General features: G+C 73.6%; 16 protein-coding genes. 12 read left to right on the top strand and 4 right to left on the bottom strand.

Annotated features, from left to right (window positions below; genetic code table 11):
* Positions 1–10 precede the first annotated feature (10 nt).
* On the bottom strand, positions 11–637 hold the full coding sequence (locus AB0H83_RS05795; RefSeq protein WP_360087452.1) for a DUF4870 domain-containing protein: 627 nt from the start codon (positions 635–637) through the stop codon (positions 11–13).
* Positions 638–821: 184 nt separating this feature from the next.
* Between AB0H83_RS05795 and hrcA the strand changes: the two genes are divergently transcribed.
* The 3 genes from hrcA to AB0H83_RS05810 all read left to right on the top strand — a co-directional run bounded on the left by hrcA (position 822) and on the right by AB0H83_RS05810 (position 4179).
* Positions 822–1844, top strand: a complete 1023-nt coding sequence (gene hrcA, locus AB0H83_RS05800) for a heat-inducible transcriptional repressor HrcA (RefSeq protein ID WP_360087455.1) — start codon at positions 822–824, stop codon at positions 1842–1844.
* Between the two features lie 32 nt (positions 1845–1876).
* Complete coding sequence (dnaJ, locus tag AB0H83_RS05805) at positions 1877–3001, top strand: molecular chaperone DnaJ (RefSeq protein ID WP_360087458.1); 1125 nt, start codon at positions 1877–1879, stop codon at positions 2999–3001.
* A 482-nt stretch (positions 3002–3483) separates the two neighbouring features.
* Positions 3484–4179, top strand: a complete 696-nt coding sequence (locus AB0H83_RS05810; protein WP_360087461.1) for a 16S rRNA (uracil(1498)-N(3))-methyltransferase — start codon at positions 3484–3486, stop codon at positions 4177–4179.
* A 163-nt stretch (positions 4180–4342) separates the two neighbouring features.
* On the opposite strand, the gene AB0H83_RS05815 is transcribed toward AB0H83_RS05810, so the two are convergent.
* Entirely contained in the window at positions 4343–5080 is a 738-nt protein-coding gene (locus AB0H83_RS05815; RefSeq protein WP_360087464.1) for an SDR family oxidoreductase, read from the bottom strand.
* A 33-nt stretch (positions 5081–5113) separates the two neighbouring features.
* Between AB0H83_RS05815 and AB0H83_RS05820 the strand changes: the two genes are divergently transcribed.
* Both AB0H83_RS05820 and AB0H83_RS05825 read left to right on the top strand, forming a co-directional pair.
* A complete protein-coding gene (locus AB0H83_RS05820) occupies positions 5114–5464 on the top strand; it encodes a histidine triad nucleotide-binding protein (protein WP_360087467.1) in 351 nt (116 codons plus the stop codon).
* Positions 5461–6810: a serine hydrolase domain-containing protein gene (locus tag AB0H83_RS05825; protein ID WP_360087470.1), complete on the top strand. Its 1350-nt coding sequence runs from the start codon at positions 5461–5463 to the stop codon at positions 6808–6810. Before AB0H83_RS05820 ends, AB0H83_RS05825 begins: the two co-directional genes overlap by 4 nt.
* Positions 6811–6813: 3 nt before the next feature.
* Here AB0H83_RS05825 and AB0H83_RS05830 read toward each other — a convergent pair whose 3' ends face one another.
* Positions 6814–7584 carry a VOC family protein gene (locus tag AB0H83_RS05830; protein WP_360087473.1) on the bottom strand — a complete coding sequence of 257 codons (771 nt, stop codon included), beginning with the start codon at positions 7582–7584 and terminating at the stop codon, positions 6814–6816.
* Between the two features lie 288 nt (positions 7585–7872).
* On the opposite strand from AB0H83_RS05830, the gene AB0H83_RS05835 reads away from it, so the two are divergent.
* From AB0H83_RS05835 to AB0H83_RS05860, 6 genes are read left to right on the top strand one after another with little or no spacing between them, the layout of a single operon-like run.
* Positions 7873–8937: a PhoH family protein gene (locus AB0H83_RS05835; protein ID WP_360087476.1), complete on the top strand. Its 1065-nt coding sequence runs from the start codon at positions 7873–7875 to the stop codon at positions 8935–8937.
* Positions 8938–8960: 23 nt separating this feature from the next.
* Positions 8961–9413 carry an rRNA maturation RNase YbeY gene (gene ybeY, locus AB0H83_RS05840; protein ID WP_033364073.1) on the top strand — a complete coding sequence of 151 codons (453 nt, stop codon included), beginning with the start codon at positions 8961–8963 and terminating at the stop codon, positions 9411–9413.
* Entirely contained in the window at positions 9401–10732 is a 1332-nt protein-coding gene (locus AB0H83_RS05845; protein WP_360088083.1) for a hemolysin family protein, read from the top strand. The genes ybeY and AB0H83_RS05845 overlap by 13 nt, the downstream gene beginning before the upstream one ends.
* Positions 10725–11081, top strand: a complete 357-nt coding sequence (locus tag AB0H83_RS05850) for a cytidine deaminase (protein ID WP_360087481.1) — start codon at positions 10725–10727, stop codon at positions 11079–11081. Before AB0H83_RS05845 ends, AB0H83_RS05850 begins: the two co-directional genes overlap by 8 nt.
* Before the next feature lie 5 nt (positions 11082–11086).
* Entirely contained in the window at positions 11087–11599 is a 513-nt protein-coding gene (locus AB0H83_RS05855) for a MarR family transcriptional regulator (protein WP_360087484.1), read from the top strand.
* Positions 11600–11606: 7 nt separating this feature from the next.
* Positions 11607–12521 (top strand): aminotransferase class IV, encoded by a 915-nt coding sequence (locus AB0H83_RS05860; RefSeq protein ID WP_360087487.1) that lies wholly within the window; start codon positions 11607–11609, stop codon positions 12519–12521.
* Here AB0H83_RS05860 and AB0H83_RS05865 read toward each other — a convergent pair.
* Positions 12491–13189: an HAD family hydrolase gene (locus tag AB0H83_RS05865; RefSeq protein WP_360087490.1), complete on the bottom strand. Its 699-nt coding sequence runs from the start codon at positions 13187–13189 to the stop codon at positions 12491–12493. The two genes, AB0H83_RS05860 and AB0H83_RS05865, sit on opposite strands and share 31 nt — an antisense overlap.
* Positions 13190–13398: 209 nt before the next feature.
* Here AB0H83_RS05865 and AB0H83_RS05870 point away from each other — a divergent pair, with 209 nt between their 5' ends.
* A complete protein-coding gene (locus AB0H83_RS05870; RefSeq protein ID WP_360087493.1) occupies positions 13399–16776 on the top strand; it encodes an FtsK/SpoIIIE domain-containing protein in 3378 nt (1125 codons plus the stop codon).
* Positions 16777–16791 lie beyond the last annotated feature (15 nt).

Raw genomic sequence — 16791 nt, forward strand, 5'->3', positions numbered from 1 at the left:
ACGTCGATGCCTACTTGATGAAGCGGTACGTCATCGGGTAGCGGTACAGCTCGCCGCCGTTGGCCTTCATGCCGGCGATGATCGCGAACACGATGATGATGATCCAGGGCACGATCAGCGTCACGCCGAACGTGCAGATCGACAGCAGGGCACCGACGAACAGGATGATGCCCCACGTGATGTGGAAGTTCAGAGCCTCGTTCGCGTGCGCCTTCACCGTGGGCGACTCGTTGCCCTTGACCAGCAGCGCGACCAGCGGGGCGATGAAGCCGAAGAAGATGCCACCGAAGTGGGCGATCAGGGCCCAGGTCTTCTCGTCGCTGTTGGCGTAGCCGACCGGACCGGCGCCGGCGTAGCCGCCCGGCTGCTGGTAGCCGTACTGGCCCGGCTGCTGGTAGCCACCAGGCTGCTGGTAGCCACCGGGCTGCTGGTAGCCACCGGGCTGCTGGTAGCCGCCCGGCTGCTGGTAGCCCGCGCCGCTGGTCGGCGGCGGGTAGCCGCCACCGGAGACCGGCGGCTGCTGGGAGTAGTCGGGGGCCGGCGGCGGATACTGGGCCCCGCCCGGCATCGAATACGAGGGCGGAATATTCGGGTCCTGCGGAACGCCGTACTCCCCAGGGCGAGGTGGTTCACTCATGGGGGCCACGGTAGGTGCACCGATCAAGGATGGCCAGCGACGCGGCATGACTTCTTTTGGACAAAGTTCCCGCAGACCATCCCAATAGCGGCGGTTCGCACACATGACGATCATTCCGTGGGCGGCGGAGGCGACGTAGACTGGCACTCGCAAAGTGGGAGTGCCAAGTCTCGGGGAGGTGCGTATGGCGCTCGACGACCGAAAGCTCGAGGTGCTGCGTGCCATCGTCGAGGACTACGTCGCCACCCAGGAGCCGGTCGGTAGCAAGGCCCTCGTCGAGCGGCACAACCTGCGCGTCTCCCCGGCGACGGTCCGCAACGACATGGCCGTCCTCGAGGAGGAGGGCTACATCCGGCAGCCGCACACCAGCGCCGGCCGGGTGCCCACCGACGCCGGCTACCGGCTGTTCGTCGACAAGCTGTCGCGGGTCAAGCCGCTCAGCCCCGCCGAGCGGCGGGCGATCGAGCGGTTCCTGATCGGCGCGGTCGACCTCGACGACGTGGTGCACCGCACAGTGCGGCTGCTCGCGCAGCTGACCCGGCAGGTCGCCGTCGTGCAGTATCCGAGCCTGTCGCGCGCCAGCGTGCGGCACTTCGAGCTGGTGCCGATCTCCACCACCCGGCTCATGGTCGTCATGATCGCCGAGACCGGCCGGGTCGAGCAGCGCCTGGTCGACCTGCCCGGCCCGATCCTCGCCGACGACGTCACCGAGCTGCGCCGCAGGATCAACGAGAAACTGGTCGGCAAGCGCCTCGTCGACACCCCGCCCCTGGTCGAGGCGCTCGTCGAGGAGACCGCGCCGAGCCTGCGACCGCCGATGACCGCCCTGTCGACGGTGCTGCTGGAGACCCTGGTGGAGCGCACCGAGGAGCGGATCGCCCTGGCCGGCACCGCCAACCTCGCCCGCGGCGGCCTGCTGGACTTCCAGGGCTCACTGCGCCCGATCCTCGAGGCGCTGGAGGAGGAGGTCATCCTGCTCAAGCTCTTCGGTGAGGTCGAGCCGAGCATGACCAGGGTCCGCATCGGCGACGAGAACGAGATCGAGGACCTGCGCAGCGCATCGATCGTGGCGACCGGCTACGGGCCGGGCTCCATGGTCGTCGGCGGCATGGGTGTGCTGGGGCCGACCCGGATGGACTACCCCGGCAACATCGCCACGGTGCGCGCCGTGGCACGCTACGTCGGCGATCTGCTGGGACAAAGTTGAACCTCATGGACGAGTCAGGGGCATAGGACTCAGTGGCGAAGGACTACTACGGGATTCTCGGTGTCAAGCGGGACTCCACGGCCGACGAGATCAAGCGCGCCTACCGACGGTTGGCGCGCGAGTTCCACCCGGACGTCAATCCCGACCCCGTGGCACAGGAGAAGTTCAAGGAGATCAACGCGGCCTACGAGGTGCTGTCCGACCCGCGCAAACGGGAGATGGTCGACCTCGGCGGCGACCCGCTAGCGCCCGGTGGCGGCGGTGGCGGGCCGCAGGGCGGCGCGTTCGTCGGGTTCCAGGACATCATGGACGCGTTCTTCGGCACGACCGCCAGCCGCGGGCCACGCCCGCGGATCCGGCCGGGTGCCGACGCGATCCTGCGCCTCGACCTGGACCTGCACGAGACCGCGTTCGGCGTCGAGGCCCCGATCACGGTGGACACCGCGGTCGTCTGCTCCACCTGCAGCGGCGCCGGCACCGCGCCCAACACCCACCCGCAGACGTGCGAGATCTGCGGCGGCCGCGGCGAGGTCCAGTCGGTGCAGCGCACGTTCCTCGGCCAGGTCGTCTCGGCCCGGCCCTGCTCCGCCTGCCAGGGCTTCGGCACCGTCATCCCGAACCCGTGCGCGACCTGCGGCGGCGACGGCCGGGTCCGCACCCGTCGCACCCTGACCGTGAAGATCCCCTCCGGGGTCGAGGACGGCATGCGCATCCGCCTGGCCCAGCAGGGCGAGGTCGGCCCCGGTGGCGGCCCTCCCGGCGACCTGTATGTCGAGATCCACGAGCGCCCGCACGACGTGTATTCCCGCAAGGACGACGACCTGCACTGCCGGGTCACCGTCCCGATGACCGCGGCGGCGCTCGGCACCCGGCTCACGATCAAGACCCTCGACGGCGAGGAGACGGTCGACGTCAAGGCCGGCACCCAGCCCAACCAGACGCTGCGCATCCGCGGCAAGGGCGTCCCGCACCTGCGCGGCGCCGGCCGCGGCGACCTGCACGTCCACCTCGACGTGCGGACCCCGACCCGGCTGGAGCCGGAGCAGGAGAAGCTGCTGCGGGAGTTCGCCCGCACCCGCGGCGAGGAGGTCGCCGAGCTGTCCAAGCAGGGCGGTTTCTTCTCCCGCGTGCGCGACGCCTTCAACGGCCACGCGTGAGCGGTCCTCCGGGACGCACCACGGGCCCGGCGCCCGCGCACCGCGGTGCCGCCGCCCGGCTCACGGCGGTGCCGGTGCGGGCGGCGCCGGTGCGCGGCGACGGGTCCGCGCGTCGCGGGCTCCTGCCGGCTCCCGGTGGTGCTGCCGCCCGGCACGCGGCCGGGCCCGGTGCCGGCTCGCGGCGGCGCCGGTGCGTGGCGGAGGTGACGGCGTGAGCGGTCCGCAGCGTAGCGGAGGAGCCGCGAACCATGGGCTCAGTGTTGTTGGCTCGCGGCGGCGCCGGAGCGCAGCGGAGGTGACGGCGTGAGCGGGCCGCAGCGGAGCGGAGGGGCCGCGAACCGTGGGCTCAGTGTTTGGCTCGCGGTGGCGCCTGAGCGCAGCGGAGGTGACGGCGTGAGCGGGCCGCAGCGGAGCGGAGGGGCCGCGAACCGTGGGCTCAGGTTCGGCTCGCGGTGGCGCCGGAGCGTAGCGGAGGGGACGACGTGAGCCTGCCGCTGTTCCTGGTCCCCGAGCTGCCCGCCGGGGACCGGTGGCGGCTCGACGGGCCCGAGGGCCACCACGCGGCCAACGTGCAGCGCCTCACCGCCGGGGAGGCGCTGCTGCTGTCAGACGGGCGGGGCGGCCTGCTGCGCGCGACCGTCGCCGCGGCGCACAAGGGCGCCCTGGACCTCGACCTGCTCGACCGTGAGTTCGTCGCGCCGCAAGACCCGCGGATCACCGTCGTGCAGGGCATCGCCAAGGGGGAGCGGGCGGAGCTGGCCGTGCAGCTGATGACCGAGCTCGGCGTGGACCGCATCGTGCCCTGGCAGGCGGCCCGCAGCATCGCCCGGTGGAAGGACGCGAAACCGGTCGAGCGCTGGCGCGCCACGGTCCGCGAGGCGGTCAAGCAGTCCCGCCGCGCCTGGCTGCCCGAGGTCACCGACGCGCGGACCACGAAGCAGCTCGCCCTGACCGGCACCGTGCTCCTGCTGCACGAAGAGGCGTCGGTACCCCTCTCGAGCGTCCCCCTCGCCGGCGACATCACCCTGGTCGTCGGCCCCGAGGGCGGCATCGCGCCGGAGGAGCTGGCCGCGTTCCCGGACGCGGTGCCGGTCCGCCTGGGCCGCGAGATCCTGCGCACCTCGACGGCGGGCGCGGCCGCCCTGGCCGCCCTGTCGGTCCGCCTCGGCCGCTGGTGACCCGCGCCGCCTGACCCGCCGTGGGGCGTGCCGAGCCGGGTTTCGCCTGCGGGGCAGCGCCCGCCGGCCTCCCGCCGCGCCGGTGACCCACCCCACACCCACCAGCGCCGGCTGCCCAGCGCCGGTCGAACCGGCCGCGGCGGTCGGCCGGCGTCCGCGCTGGTCAGCGGAAGTAGGACGCGCCGTTCAGGTCGAGCACGGCGCCTGAGGACCATTCGGAGCCGGCGAGGAACAGCACCGCCTCGGCGACCTCGTCGGGGCGGGCGACCCGGTTGAACGGGCTCTGCGCCCGGATCGCGGCGCCGTCGCCGGCGTCCATGATGGCGTTGCCCATGTCGGTGGCGACGAACCCCGGCGCGACCGCGGTCACGGCGATCCCGCGCGGGGCCAGGGCCAGGGCCAGGGACTGGGTCAGCGAGTTCAGGCCCGCCTTCGCCGCGCCGTAGGCCGGGTAGCGGGGTTCGCCGCGGTACGCGCCGCGCGAGGAGACGTTGACGATCCTGCCGCCCTGGCCGAGGTGCCGGGCCGCGCACCAGCAGACGTTCGCCGGGCCGGAGAGGTTGGCGGCGAGCGTCCGCTGCCAGGCGGCCTGCCACGCGGCGTAGTCCTGCTCCAGGATCGGGTGCTCGACGACGACGGCCGCGTTGTTGACCACCACGTCGAGGCCGCCGAGGGACAGCGCGGCACCGTCCACGAAGGCCTGCACCGCCGCCGGGTCGGCCAGGTCGCCGGAGACGATCACGTGCCCCTCGCCGGGCAGGTCGTCGCGGACCTTGCCGGCCAGCTCCGCCGAGTCGCGGTGGTGCACCGCCACCACGTCGCCGGCCGCGGCGAACGCCCGCGCGACCGCCTCGCCGATACCGCGGGATGCCCCCGTCACCAAGACCTTGCGTCCAGCCATGGCAGCACCCTACAAGCCGCCTACGATGCGACTGTGACTGATGACTGCCTGTTCTGCCGCATCGTCGCGGGTGAGATCCCGGCGACCATGGTCCACGAGACCGACGACACCCTGGCGTTCCGCGACATCGACCCGAAGGCGCCGGTGCACGTACTGGTGATCCCGAAGGCGCACCACCGCGACGTCGCCGCGCTCGCCTTCGCCGACCCCGGGCTGACCGGGAAGGTCATGGCCGCCTGCGCCGCGGTCGCCGAGCAGGAGGGGCTGACCGGGGACGGGTACCGGATCATCTTCAACGTCGGCGCGCACGGTGGTCAGGAGGTCTTCCACGTCCACGGCCACGTGCTCGGCGGACAGCCCCTCGGCCGGATGCTGTCGGTATGACGGCGCACGAGCGGTACGAGCGGCTGGCCCGGCAGGTCCAGGCCGGCGCGCGGGTGCCGGCGCTGAGCGTGGCGATCCACCGCGCCGACCGGCCGCTGTGGACGTTCACCGTCGGCACGGACGTCGACGAGCGCAGCCAGCTGCGGATCGGCTCGGTCACGAAGACCTTCACCGCCGTGCTGGTGATGCAGTGCCGCGACGAGGGGCTGCTGGAGCTCGACGACCCGATCTCCCGGCACCTGCCGGTGAAGGCGCACGGCGAGCTGACGGTGGGACGGATGCTGTCGCACCTGTCGGGGCTGCAGCGCGAGCCGTTCGGCGACGTCTGGGACACGATGCAGGCGCCCGACGTCGACACGCTGCTCGACCAGCTCGACCGGGCCGAGCGGGTGCTGCCCGCGGGGCAGCGGTTCCACTACTCGAACCTGGCGATCGCGCTGCTCGGCCACCTCGCCGGGCGGTTGCGCGGCGGCACCTGGGAAGAGGTGCTGCGGGAGCGGATCCTCGACCCGCTGGGCCTGGACGACACGGTCGTCACGCCGAGCCGGCCCGCCGTCGGGTACCAGGTCGACGCCTGGTCCGACTACGCGCACCCGGAGCCGCCCGACGACTTCGGCGCGGTCGGCCCGGCCGCGCAGCTGTGGAGCACCGCGGCGGACCTGGCGAAGTGGGCGGCGTTCCTGGCCGACCCGAAGGCCGTCGATCCCGCCGAGGCGGTGCTGGCCGCGGCGACGGTCGAGGAGATGCGGGCGCCGCGGGCCGTCACGGAGGACGTCCTGTGGGCGCGCGGGCTGGGGCTCGGGCTGATCCTGCAGCCGCAGCCGGGCGCCGAGCGGATCGTGCACGTCGGCCACGACGGCGCGATGCCCGGCTTCCTGGCCGGTGCCTACGGGCGGGTCGGCGGCGCCGGCACCCCAGGTGCGTTCGGTGCGGCGGCCCTCGGCTCGTCCGGCACCGCCGGTGAGGTCATCGACCTGGCGCACCAACTGCTCGCCGCGGCGGTGGAGAGCGACCCGGCCGACATCGCGCCGTGGGTGCCCGCGCCGCCCCCGCCGCAGCGGTACCGCTCCGTGCTGGGCCGCTGGTGGGGCGAGGGCTTCGAGTACGTCTTCAACTGGCACGACGGCACGCTGCAGGCGCGCGCCGCGGACCAGCCGGCGAACCGGCCGCCGGCGGTGTTCGCGCCGGTCGACGGCCAGCCGGACGTGTTCCGCACCGTGTCCGGCCGGGAGGCCGGGGAGCTGCTGCGGCTGACCCGCGACGCGGACGGCACGGTCGAGCGGCTGCACTGGGCCACGTACCGCTTCACCAGGGGTCAGGAGACCTTCGACCGGTACCGGTTCTAGGAACTAGCGCGAGATGATCGTGAACACGGCGCCGTTGGGGTCCACCACGACCGCGATGCGGCCGTGCGGGGAGTCGAACGGCCCGTGCTGCACCTGGCCGCCCGCCGAGAGGATCCGTTCGGCGGCGCGGTCGGTGTCGGCGGTGGCGAAGTACACCATCCAGTGCGGCGGGATGCCCTCCCACGCGTCGGTCATGGTGAGCCGCCCCGCGACGGGGTCGGCGTTGCCGAGGCTCCACGCGGTGTAGTCGAACTGCTCGCCGGCGTCGACCCTGGCCTGCCGGTACCCGAACAGGCCCTGGTAGAAGGCGTCGACCGCGTCCGGGTCGCGGGTGTTGACCTCGGCCCAGCACAGTGCGCCGTCCTCGTCGTACAGCTGCGAGCCGGTGTGCTGGCCGGGCTCCCAGGCGCCGAACGCGGCGCCGGACGGGTCGAGGGCGAAGAACATCCGGCCGTTGCCCGGGATCTCCATCGGCTCGACGATGACCTTGCCGCCGCCGGCGTCGACCCGCTGGGCGGCGGCCTCCAGGTCGTGCGACATCAGGTACACGCTCCAGGCCGCCGGGGTCTGCTCGGCGCCCGGCATCGGCGGGCTCATCCCGGCGACGACCTTGCCGTCCTTCAGGCACATGACGTAATGCCCGAAATCGGCGCCGGTGTCCAGGAACGTCCAGCCGAACAGCGACGAGTAGAACCGCTGCGCGGCGGCCAGGTCGGGGGCCACGAGGTCGGCCCAGCACGGCTCCCCGTCGACATATCCGCTGCGCTCGACCATGCGTGTGGGCCTCCTGTCGATGGGGGGTACCGCCGATGTCTCACTGCCTCAGTACCACCGCCGCAGCGGGCCTGTCCGGACTTTCGGCGCGAACAGCATGTTCGGGCGACCCTGATCCGGGCGAGGCGGATATTGCCTGTATAGGGTGCAAACCGGGCATCGGCAAGAAATGGGAACGGCTTGCGGGCCGGTCAGCCGATACCATGAAGAGCCTGGAGATGACCCAGACATGAAGCCAGCAGGAGCGAGCCCCGGAAGCAGGTGCTTGAGGCCCCACGTGGCCGACGTATGACCGAGACCCCAACCCCCGCACCGGCAGTGTCGTCGGAGCCGCCCGTGCGGGCCATCACCAAGATCACGGTCCCCGACCCGCACACGATGGTCAGGCTGCTCGGCGCGGGAGACGAGATCCTCAAGCTCGTCGAGCGGGCCGTCAGCAGTGACGTGCACGTGCGGGGCAACGAGATCACCATCACCGGCGCGGCCTCGGACAACGCCCTGGCCGAACGCATCTTCAGCGAACTCATCGAGCTGGTGCGCAAGGGGGAGACCCTGACCCCCGACAATGTCCGGCGCACCGTCGGCATGCTCCAGCAGAACTCCGCCGAGCGCCCCGCCGAGGTGCTGACCCTCAACATCCTGTCCCGCCGCGGCCGCACCATCCGGCCGAAGACCCTGGGCCAGAAGCGCTACGTCGACTCGATCGACCAGCACACGATCGTGTTCGGCATCGGCCCGGCCGGCACCGGCAAGACCTACCTCGCCATGGCGAAGGCGGTCCAGTCGCTGCAGGCCAAGCAGGTCAACCGGATCATCCTGACCCGGCCGGCGGTCGAGGCGGGCGAGCGGCTGGGCTTCCTGCCCGGCACGCTCTACGACAAGATCGACCCCTACCTGCGCCCGCTCTACGACGCCCTGCACGACATGATCGACCCGGAGTCCATCCCCAAGCTGATGGCCGCCGGGACGATCGAGGTCGCGCCGCTGGCGTACATGCGCGGCCGGACGCTCAACGACGCCTTCATCATCCTGGACGAGGCGCAGAACACCACGCCCGAGCAGATGAAGATGTTCCTGACCAGGCTCGGCTTCGGCTCACGCATCGTGGTCACCGGCGACGTGACGCAGATCGACCTTCCCGGGGGCACCCGCAGCGGCCTCCGGGTCGTCCGTGAGATCCTCGACGGGGTCGAAGACGTCCACTTCGCCCAGCTCGGCAGCGCCGACGTCGTGCGCCACCGGCTGGTGAGTGAGATCGTCGACGCCTACGCCAAGTGGGACGAGGCACAGGAAGCACAGGGGGCCCAGAAGCCTCCGGTGCGCGCCGTCCACGACCGCGGACGACGCAGGTAACCCCCTTCAACCAGGAGCAGTTGTTGTCCATCGAGATCGCCAACGAGTCCGGCGTCGACGTCAACTCCGACACCATTCTCGCGGTGGCCCGGCATGCCCTCGACGAGATGGGGGTCAACCCGCTCGCCGAGCTGTCGATCCTGCTCGTCGACGTCGAGTACATGACCGAGCTCAACCACCGCTGGATGGACGGCGACGGCCCGACCGACGTGCTGGCCTTCCCGATGGACGAGGGCAGCGTCGACCACGGCCCCGGCGAGGGTGGCGGCGAGCCCGCGCTGCTCGGCGACATCGTGCTGTGCCCGGAGGTGGCGGCGAAGCAGGCCGCGACCGCCGGGCACGCCACGATCGACGAGCTGGCGCTGCTCACCGTGCACGGCACCCTGCACCTGCTGGGCTACGACCACGCCGAGCCCGAGGAGGAGGCCGAGATGTTCGGCCTGCAGGCGCGGCTCCTGGAGAGCTGGCGCAAGTGAGTGACGTGACCTTGCTGACGACCGCCGCCGGGCTGGTCGTGCTGGCAGGGTTGTTCGCGATGTCCGACGCCGCGCTCAACGTGGTGTCGCCGGCCCGCGCCCACGAGCTGGCCCGCGAGGGCAAGCCGGGCGCCAACGCCCTGCAGGTCATCGCGGCCGACCCGGCCCGCTACATCAACCTGCTCCTGCTGCTGCGGCTGCTGTGCGAGCTGACCGCGACGACCCTGGTCGCCCTGGTCACCGCGGCCGCCGTGGGCGGCGACCGGGACTGGCTCGCCGCGCTGATCACCGCCGGCTCGATGACGGTGGTCAGCTTCGTCGTCGTCGGCGTCGGCCCGCGCACCATCGGCCGCCAGCACGCCTACGCGGTGGCCCGGATCGCCGCGCCGCCGGTGCGCTGGCTCGGCACGGTGCTCGGCCCGCTGACCAGCCTGCTGATCCTCATCGGCAACGCGGTGACCCCGGGCAAGGGCTACCGCGAGGGCCCCTTCGCCACCACGATCGAGCTGCGCGAGCTCGTCGACCTCGCCGAGCAGCGCGGCGTCGTCGAGCACGGCGAGCGCGACATGATCCACTCGGTGTTCGCCCTGGGCACCACGATCGCCCGCGAGGTCATGGTCCCGCGCACCGAGATGGTCTGGATCGAGACGCACAAGACCGTCCGCCAGGCCCTCATGCTCGCCATGCGCAGCGGCTTCTCCCGCATCCCCGTCGTCGGGGAGAACGTCGACGACGTCCTCGGCATCGCCTACCTCAAGGACCTGGTCCGGCGCACCGCCGGCGGCGACGCGGCCGCCGGGGACATGCCCGTCGCCCAGGTCATGCGCGAGGCCACGTTCGTGCCGGAGTCGAAGCCCGTCGACGACCTGCTCCGCGAGATGCAGGCCGCCCGCACCCACATGGCCGTCATCATCGACGAGTACGGCGGCACCGCCGGCCTGGTCACCATCGAGGACATCCTCGAGGAGATCGTCGGCGAGATCACCGACGAGTACGACGTCGCCGAGCGGCCCCCGATCGAGGAGCTGCCCGACGGCGCGTACCGCGTCACCAGCCGGCTGCCGGTCGAGGACCTCGGCGAGCTGTTCGACGTGGAGCTGCCCGGCGACGAGGTCGAGACCGTCGCCGGCCTGCTCGCCCAGGCCCTCGGCCGGGTGCCGATCCCCGGCGCCACCGCCGTCGTCGACGGCCTGGTCCTGCTCGCCGAGGGCACCACCGGCCGCCGCAACCGTATCGACACCCTCCTCGTCCGGCGGGCCGAGCCCGAGGACGAGGAGCAGGCCAGCCACGACAGCGAAAGGCAGCACGCCGATGCCTGAGTCCCAGCCCCCCGCGCCCCTGTCGGCGGAGGACGCCAAGCTGGTCACCCTGGCCCGCGCCGCCCGCGCCCGCATCGGCGCCGTCGAGGGCGCCGCGGTCCGCGACGGCGACGGCCGCACCTACAACGCCGCGTCCGTCGCGCTGCCGTCGCTGTCGCTGACGGCGTTGCAGCTGGCGGTGGCGAGCGCGGTCGCGTCGGGCGCCGGCAAGCTCGAGGCGGCCGCGGTGGTGACGGAGGCGTCGTCCCTGGACACCCTCGGCCGGGCCGCCGTCCGGGACGTCTCCCCGTCGGCCCCGATCCACCTGGCCGCCCCCGACGCCACCGTCTTCGCCACCGTCACGGACTGACCCCCGTGCGCAGGGACCGGGTCGACGAGGTCGTCGACGAGTGGCGGGTCCAGCTGCCCGACACGGTCGGACCCGCGATGGAGCTCGGCAAACGGATCCACCGCCTGGCCGGCCGGCTGCAGGAGGTCGTGCGCGCCGAGACGGCCGCCGTCGGGCTGACACCGGCGGAGTTCGACGTGCTGTCGGCGCTGCGGCGGGCCGGCGAGCCGTACGCGCTGAAGCCCTCCGACCTGGCCAGCGGCCTGCTGCTGACGTCCGGCGGGATCAGCAACGTGCTGCGCAGGCTCCAGCAGGACGGCGTGATCGAGCGGGAGGCCGACACCGCCGACGCCCGGGTCGCCTGGGTGAAGCTGACGCCGCGCGGGGTCACCGCCGCCGAGCGGGTGGTGCGGGCGGTCACGAGGGCGCAGGCGCGACTCTTCGCGCCGGTGCCGGAGGACCTGCAGCGCGCCGCCATCGGCGACCTGCGGCAGCTGCTGATCGAGCTCGGCGACGAGGCCGTCCAAGAGGGAGTCTGAGCCAACCGTGCTGCAACGCTACGACCCGCGCAACTCCGACATCCGCTACTGGGTCGACGGGGTGCTGCGGCACCGGAACGAGCCGGGCATCTCCCCGTTCGACTCGGTCGTGCAGGGCGGCGACGCGGTGTGGGAGGGCCTGCGGGTCTACGACGGCGGTGTCTACGGCCTCGACGAGCACCTGGCCAGGCTGCGCCGCTCGGCGCGGGCCCTCGGCTTCGAGCGGGTGCCGGCCGACGCCGACATCGTCGCCGCGGTCCGGGCCACCCTGGAGGCCAACGACATGCGCGACGGCGTGCACGTGCGGCTGACCCTGACCCGCGGGGTCAAGCTCACCAGCGGCATGGACCCGCGCCTCAACCAGGCCGGCTGCACGCTGATCGTGCTCGCCGAGCACAAGCCGCCGGTGTACGACACGAGCGGGCTGCGCCTGGTCACCTCCAGCGTGCGGCGGCCCGGGCCGGACGTGCTCGACCCGAGGATCCACCACAACAACCTGATCAACTCGATCCTGGCGAAGATGGAGGCGAACCTCGCCGGGGCCGACGACGCGATGATGCTCGACGGCCGCGGGTTCGTCGCCGAGACCAACGCGACGCACCTGTTCGCCGTCGCCGGCGGCGGCCTGGTCACACCGCGCGCGGTCGCCTGTCCGGAGGGCATCACCCGCGACACGGTGCTGCGGCTCGCGCCGGGGGAGGGCCTGCCGGTCGAGGTCCGCGACGTGTCGCAGGTCGAGATGTACACCGCCGACGAGGTCTTCTGCACCGGCACCATGGGCGAGATCGCCGGCGTGGTCGAGATCGACGGCCGCCCGATCGGCGAGGGCACCGTCGGCCCGGTCACCTCCCGGCTCGCGCGGGTCTACCAGCGGCACGCCCGCGAGCACGCTCAGAGGCTGTGGGCCGACAGTTCCGTGTAGAGGGGCGTCGCCGCCTCGACCAGCCACCGCAGGCGCGGCGGCACGTCGGCGGGGCGCGGGTCGTACGCGGCGAACCCCGTCGAGGCCTCGACGGCGGCGTACCAGTGCGGCGCCCACACCCCGTCGGTGTCGCGCCGCCCGGCGGGCCAGGCCAGCATCGCCGGGTTCCAGGGGATGCCGAGGGCGCCGCACAGCCGCTGCAGCGTGCCCGCCGGGTCGCGCAGCACGCCGGCGGCGTCGACGACCGGACCGCCGTGCGCGCGGAAGATCTCGACCTGCTGCTCGTAGCCCAGATCGGCGAGGGTCGGCTCGCCGCGGACCTTCGCGTACGAGGCGACCACATACGCCGGATCCCGGATCAGGAACGCGTTGCGCACCGCGCCGAGCCACTCCCGGCCGACCTGCGGCAGCAGGTGGTGCGTCATGTGCTTCTGGTAGAACACCGCCGCCGGCACCGGCGCGAGCAGCGCGTCCGTCGCCTCCTGCCAGCCCACCGGCTGCGAGGCGAGGATCTCCTCGCGGCCGGGGTGCTCCAGGCCGGTGGCGGCAAGGTAATGCGCGTACAGCGGCTCGTCGACGACGACCGTGTCGGCCCTCGCGCCGAAGCTGCGCATCATCGCCGTGGAGATGTTGCGGGGGCCGGACCACATCGCCACTCGTACCGTCATGGGCAACGAGGGTAACCGACGTGGCATTCAGCCAGTTTTACTCCTGTATGTGGCGGAATCCTGGCGCGCGTCGATGCGATCCACTGGGGCTTCCGGCGCCTACTGTCGGATGCGGAGCCCTGCAGTGCGCCCGCCCCGCCACCAGGCCTACTGGAAACACCGACGGGTAGCCGAACCACAGCACTGCGCGGGAAGGAAGGGGCCGGTCGATGGACCTGCTGATCGACGTGCGCGTGGCGCGACGAGATTCCACGATGTCCGCCGGGCCGGCCGAGGCCGGTGCCGGGGACCGCACGGTCCGCCTCCGGGCCGACCACACCGGCACGGTCACCGACCTCATCGCCGCCCTCCTCGGCGGCCTCGACCCCGCCGACCGGCCGCAGCAGGCCACCTGGGCGTGGAACCTGCGCACCGGCCGCCGGCTCGACCCGGCCCGGCCGCTCGGCGCGCAGGGGCTGCGCTGCGGCGACACGATCGTGCTCGGCCCGCCCGAGCAGGCCCCCGACGCGTCGGTCGCGCCGCCCGGGCACCGCTTCGAGCTGCTCGTCGTCGCCGGACCCGACGCCGGCCGGTGGCTGCCGCTGCCGGCGGGCGAGTTCGTCATCGGCACCGACCCGGCCTGCGACCTGCGCCTCGCCGACCCGGCCGCGGGCCGCCGCCACCTGCACCTGGGCATCGGCAGCCACGAGGTCGCCGCGACCGACCTGCGCTCCCCGGCCGGCACCACGATCGACGGCCAGCCGCTGCACGGCACGGTGACCCTCACCGGCGCCCAGCTGCTGCGCCTCGGCGCCACCCTCGTCACCGTCGAGGAGGTCCCCGCCGAGCCGGGCCCGCCGCCCGGCCCGCCGCCCGCGGTATGGCTGCCGGCGGTGCCGCAGCCGGCGAAGAAGCGGCGCCTGCAGTTCCGCCGCTCGGTGGTCGACCCGGTCGTCGAGTTCGCCGCCGCCGTCGAACGGGCCGAGGCCGACGCCGCCGTCAAGCACCGGGCGGTGCTGCGCACCCGCCGGTCGGCGGCGCCGAGCCTGGCCCACCTCGCCCGGGCCGCCGAGCGGTACGCGGCCGGGGTCGACGCCGAGCCGCGCTCCGGCCGTACCGCCGCAGCCGCCGAAACGGCACAGGCCACCGACGCCGACCGGTCCGACCGGTCCGACCGGGCCGAGCACCGAGGACCGGGCGGCGGCAGCGGCCTGTGGATCCGCCGCCCCGACGACCGGGACTTCCTCACGCTGCGGTTACGGACCGCGGACCTGCCGGGCCGGCTGCGTTTCGAGCAGCCGCCCGCCGGCCCCGGCGCCGACCCCGCGCACATCGAACGCACCGACGCGCTGCGCGAGCGGCACGCCGTCGACCGGGACGTGCCCGTCGAGGCCGACCTGCGGGTCCTCGGCGCCCTCGGGGTCGCCGGGCCCGCCGAGGTCACCGACGGGGTCCTGCGCTCCTGGCTGGTGCAGCTCGCGACCCTCGCCAACCCCACCGACCTCGCCGTCGTCGTGCTCAGCGACGCGCCGCAGTGGACGTGGACCGGCTGGCTGCCGCACACCCGGACGCTGACCGCGGCGATCGCCCCCGGCGCGCGCACCGTCGCCGCCGGCGAGGAGGACCGCATGCAGGTCCTGGCGCTCGTCGAGGCGCTGCTGCGGCAGCGCCGCCGCGGCCGGCACGCCATCGCGGAGTCGTTCGTGCCGCACGTCGTCTTCGTGCTGCCCGATCCGTCGCTGGTGCCGCCCGCGTCGCTGACCCGGTTCGTCGAGGAGGGGCCACGCTGCGGCATCAGCCTGCTGGTCGGCGCCCGGACCCCCGGTGAGCTGCCGCCCGGCGTGCGGGTGCAGGACGGCGAGCCGCTCGCCGCCGACGTCGCGTCCCGGGTCGCGCACGCGCTCGCCGCCACCCCGGACGCCGCCGGCGGCGCCGCGCCGCGGGTCGCGCCCCTCGCCGAGGTGCTGAACCTCACCGACCTGAGCCCCAGCGCCATCGTGAAACGCTGGGTGCCCTCGACCCGCGACCGGGGCCTCGCCGCGCCGATCGGCCTCGGCGGCACGGCCCCCGGCGGGGTCGGGCCAGTCACCGTCGACCTGCGCCGCGACGGGCCGCACGGGCTCATCGCCGGGATCGGCGGCTCTGGGCGGTCGTGGCTGCTGCGGTCGTACCTGGCGGCGCTGGCCGCGACGTACCCTGCGAACCGGCTCACGTTCGTCCTCGTCGACTGGGCCGCCACCGCGGCCTCCGGCGGGGACTCCGGGGGCGGGGCGCCGGCGGCGGGCACGTTCGCCGAGTGTGCCGCGCTGCCGCACACCGTCGGGGTGTTCACCGACACCGACCCGCACCAGGTCCGCCGGGTCCTCGTCTCGCTCAACGCCGAGCTGCGCCGCCGCGAGGCGGTCCTGCGCCGGCACTCGGTCAAGGACATCGTGGAGATGGAGCGCAGGTTCCCGGCGGCCGCGCCGGCGAACCTGCTCATCGTCGTCGCCGAGTTCGTCGACGCCCCCGCGGACTTCGTACCGGGGCTGCGCGAGCTCGCCCGCCGTGGCCGGCACGCCGGCGTGCACCTGCTGCTCGCCACCGAGAAGCCGCACGGCGCCGTCGACGACGAGCTGCGCGCCGAGGCCGGCCTGCGCATCGCCCTGCGGGTCGAGGAGGAGGCCGACAGCCTCGAGGTCCTCGAGCGGCCCGACGCGGCGCACCTGTCGCCGCTGCTGGCCGGCCGGGCCTTCGTGCGTACCGTCGACGGCGGCTTCCAGGCCGTCCAGGTCGCCTACGGCGGGTTCCGGTCACCGGCCGGCCGCCGCGCCACCCCGACGACCGTCACCGAGGTCCACTTCGAGTCGGGGCTCATCGACCGGGAGACGCTCGACGCTCCCGTCGGCGGCGACGACTCCGCTCCGACGGACCTGCAGCGTCTCGTCGAGGCGATCACCGCCGCGCACCGCGAGGCGCGCGTGCCCGACCAGCCGCGGCCGTGGCAGCCGCCGCTCACCGCCACGTATCAGCTGCAGGAGCTGGCCCAGCCGGAGACGGCCGCGTTCGCCGCCGCGATCGGCATGGTCGACCTGCCCAACTCGCAGGCCCGCCAGGTCTGGCAGCTCGACCTCGACGAGCTCGGCCACCTGCTGGTCTTCGGCCCCACCGGCGCCGGCAAGAGCACCCTGCTCGACACGATCGCCGCGTCGTTCGGCGCCCGCTTCGACGGCACCCGGCTGCGCGTGTACCGCGTCGACGGCACCGCCGTGGAGGCCGCCGAGGCGCTGCTCGCCACGATCGAGAAGATCGTCGTGGAGCGTGCCGCGCTCGCCGAGCACGACGGCGCCCGCGTCCTCGTCCTCGTCGACGGCCACGACGTGCGCCTCAACGACCCGCTGATCCGCCTGGCCAGCGGCGGCAAGGCCGTCGGCGTCCACGTCGTGCTCGCCACCGAGCAGCGCAGTGCCGTGCCCACCGCCCTGTCCCGGCTCATGCCGGGCCGGATCGTGCTGCGCAACGCCGGCCGGGGCCTCGTCGAGGGCACGATCGAGCTGCAGGTCGCGCTCAGCGCGCCGGTCCACACAACTCCTGCACAACGCCCCCGCCAGTTGCAGCTCGAGGTCTGAGTACGCTGAACCACC

This window comes from Dactylosporangium sp. NPDC050688 (genome assembly GCF_040654515.1).
In the GTDB taxonomy this organism is placed as follows: domain Bacteria; phylum Actinomycetota; class Actinomycetes; order Mycobacteriales; family Micromonosporaceae; genus Dactylosporangium.

Excerpts from the sequence above, each read along its gene's own strand:
- AB0H83_RS05795 (WP_360087452.1), bottom strand. The coding sequence starts at position 637 with ATGAGTGAACCACCTCGCCCTGGGGAGTACGGCGTTCCGCAGGACCCG.
- hrcA (WP_360087455.1), top strand. The coding sequence starts at position 822 with ATGGCGCTCGACGACCGAAAGCTCGAGGTGCTGCGTGCCATCGTCGAG.
- AB0H83_RS05815 (WP_360087464.1), bottom strand. The coding sequence starts at position 5,080 with ATGGCTGGACGCAAGGTCTTGGTGACGGGGGCATCCCGCGGTATCGGC.
- AB0H83_RS05825 (WP_360087470.1), top strand. The coding sequence starts at position 5,461 with ATGACGGCGCACGAGCGGTACGAGCGGCTGGCCCGGCAGGTCCAGGCC.
- AB0H83_RS05830 (WP_360087473.1), bottom strand. The coding sequence starts at position 7,584 with ATGGTCGAGCGCAGCGGATATGTCGACGGGGAGCCGTGCTGGGCCGAC.
- AB0H83_RS05835 (WP_360087476.1), top strand. The coding sequence starts at position 7,873 with ATGACCGAGACCCCAACCCCCGCACCGGCAGTGTCGTCGGAGCCGCCC.
- AB0H83_RS05850 (WP_360087481.1), top strand. The coding sequence starts at position 10,725 with ATGCCTGAGTCCCAGCCCCCCGCGCCCCTGTCGGCGGAGGACGCCAAG.
- AB0H83_RS05865 (WP_360087490.1), bottom strand. The coding sequence starts at position 13,189 with ATGACGGTACGAGTGGCGATGTGGTCCGGCCCCCGCAACATCTCCACG.
- AB0H83_RS05870 (WP_360087493.1), top strand. The coding sequence starts at position 13,399 with ATGGACCTGCTGATCGACGTGCGCGTGGCGCGACGAGATTCCACGATG.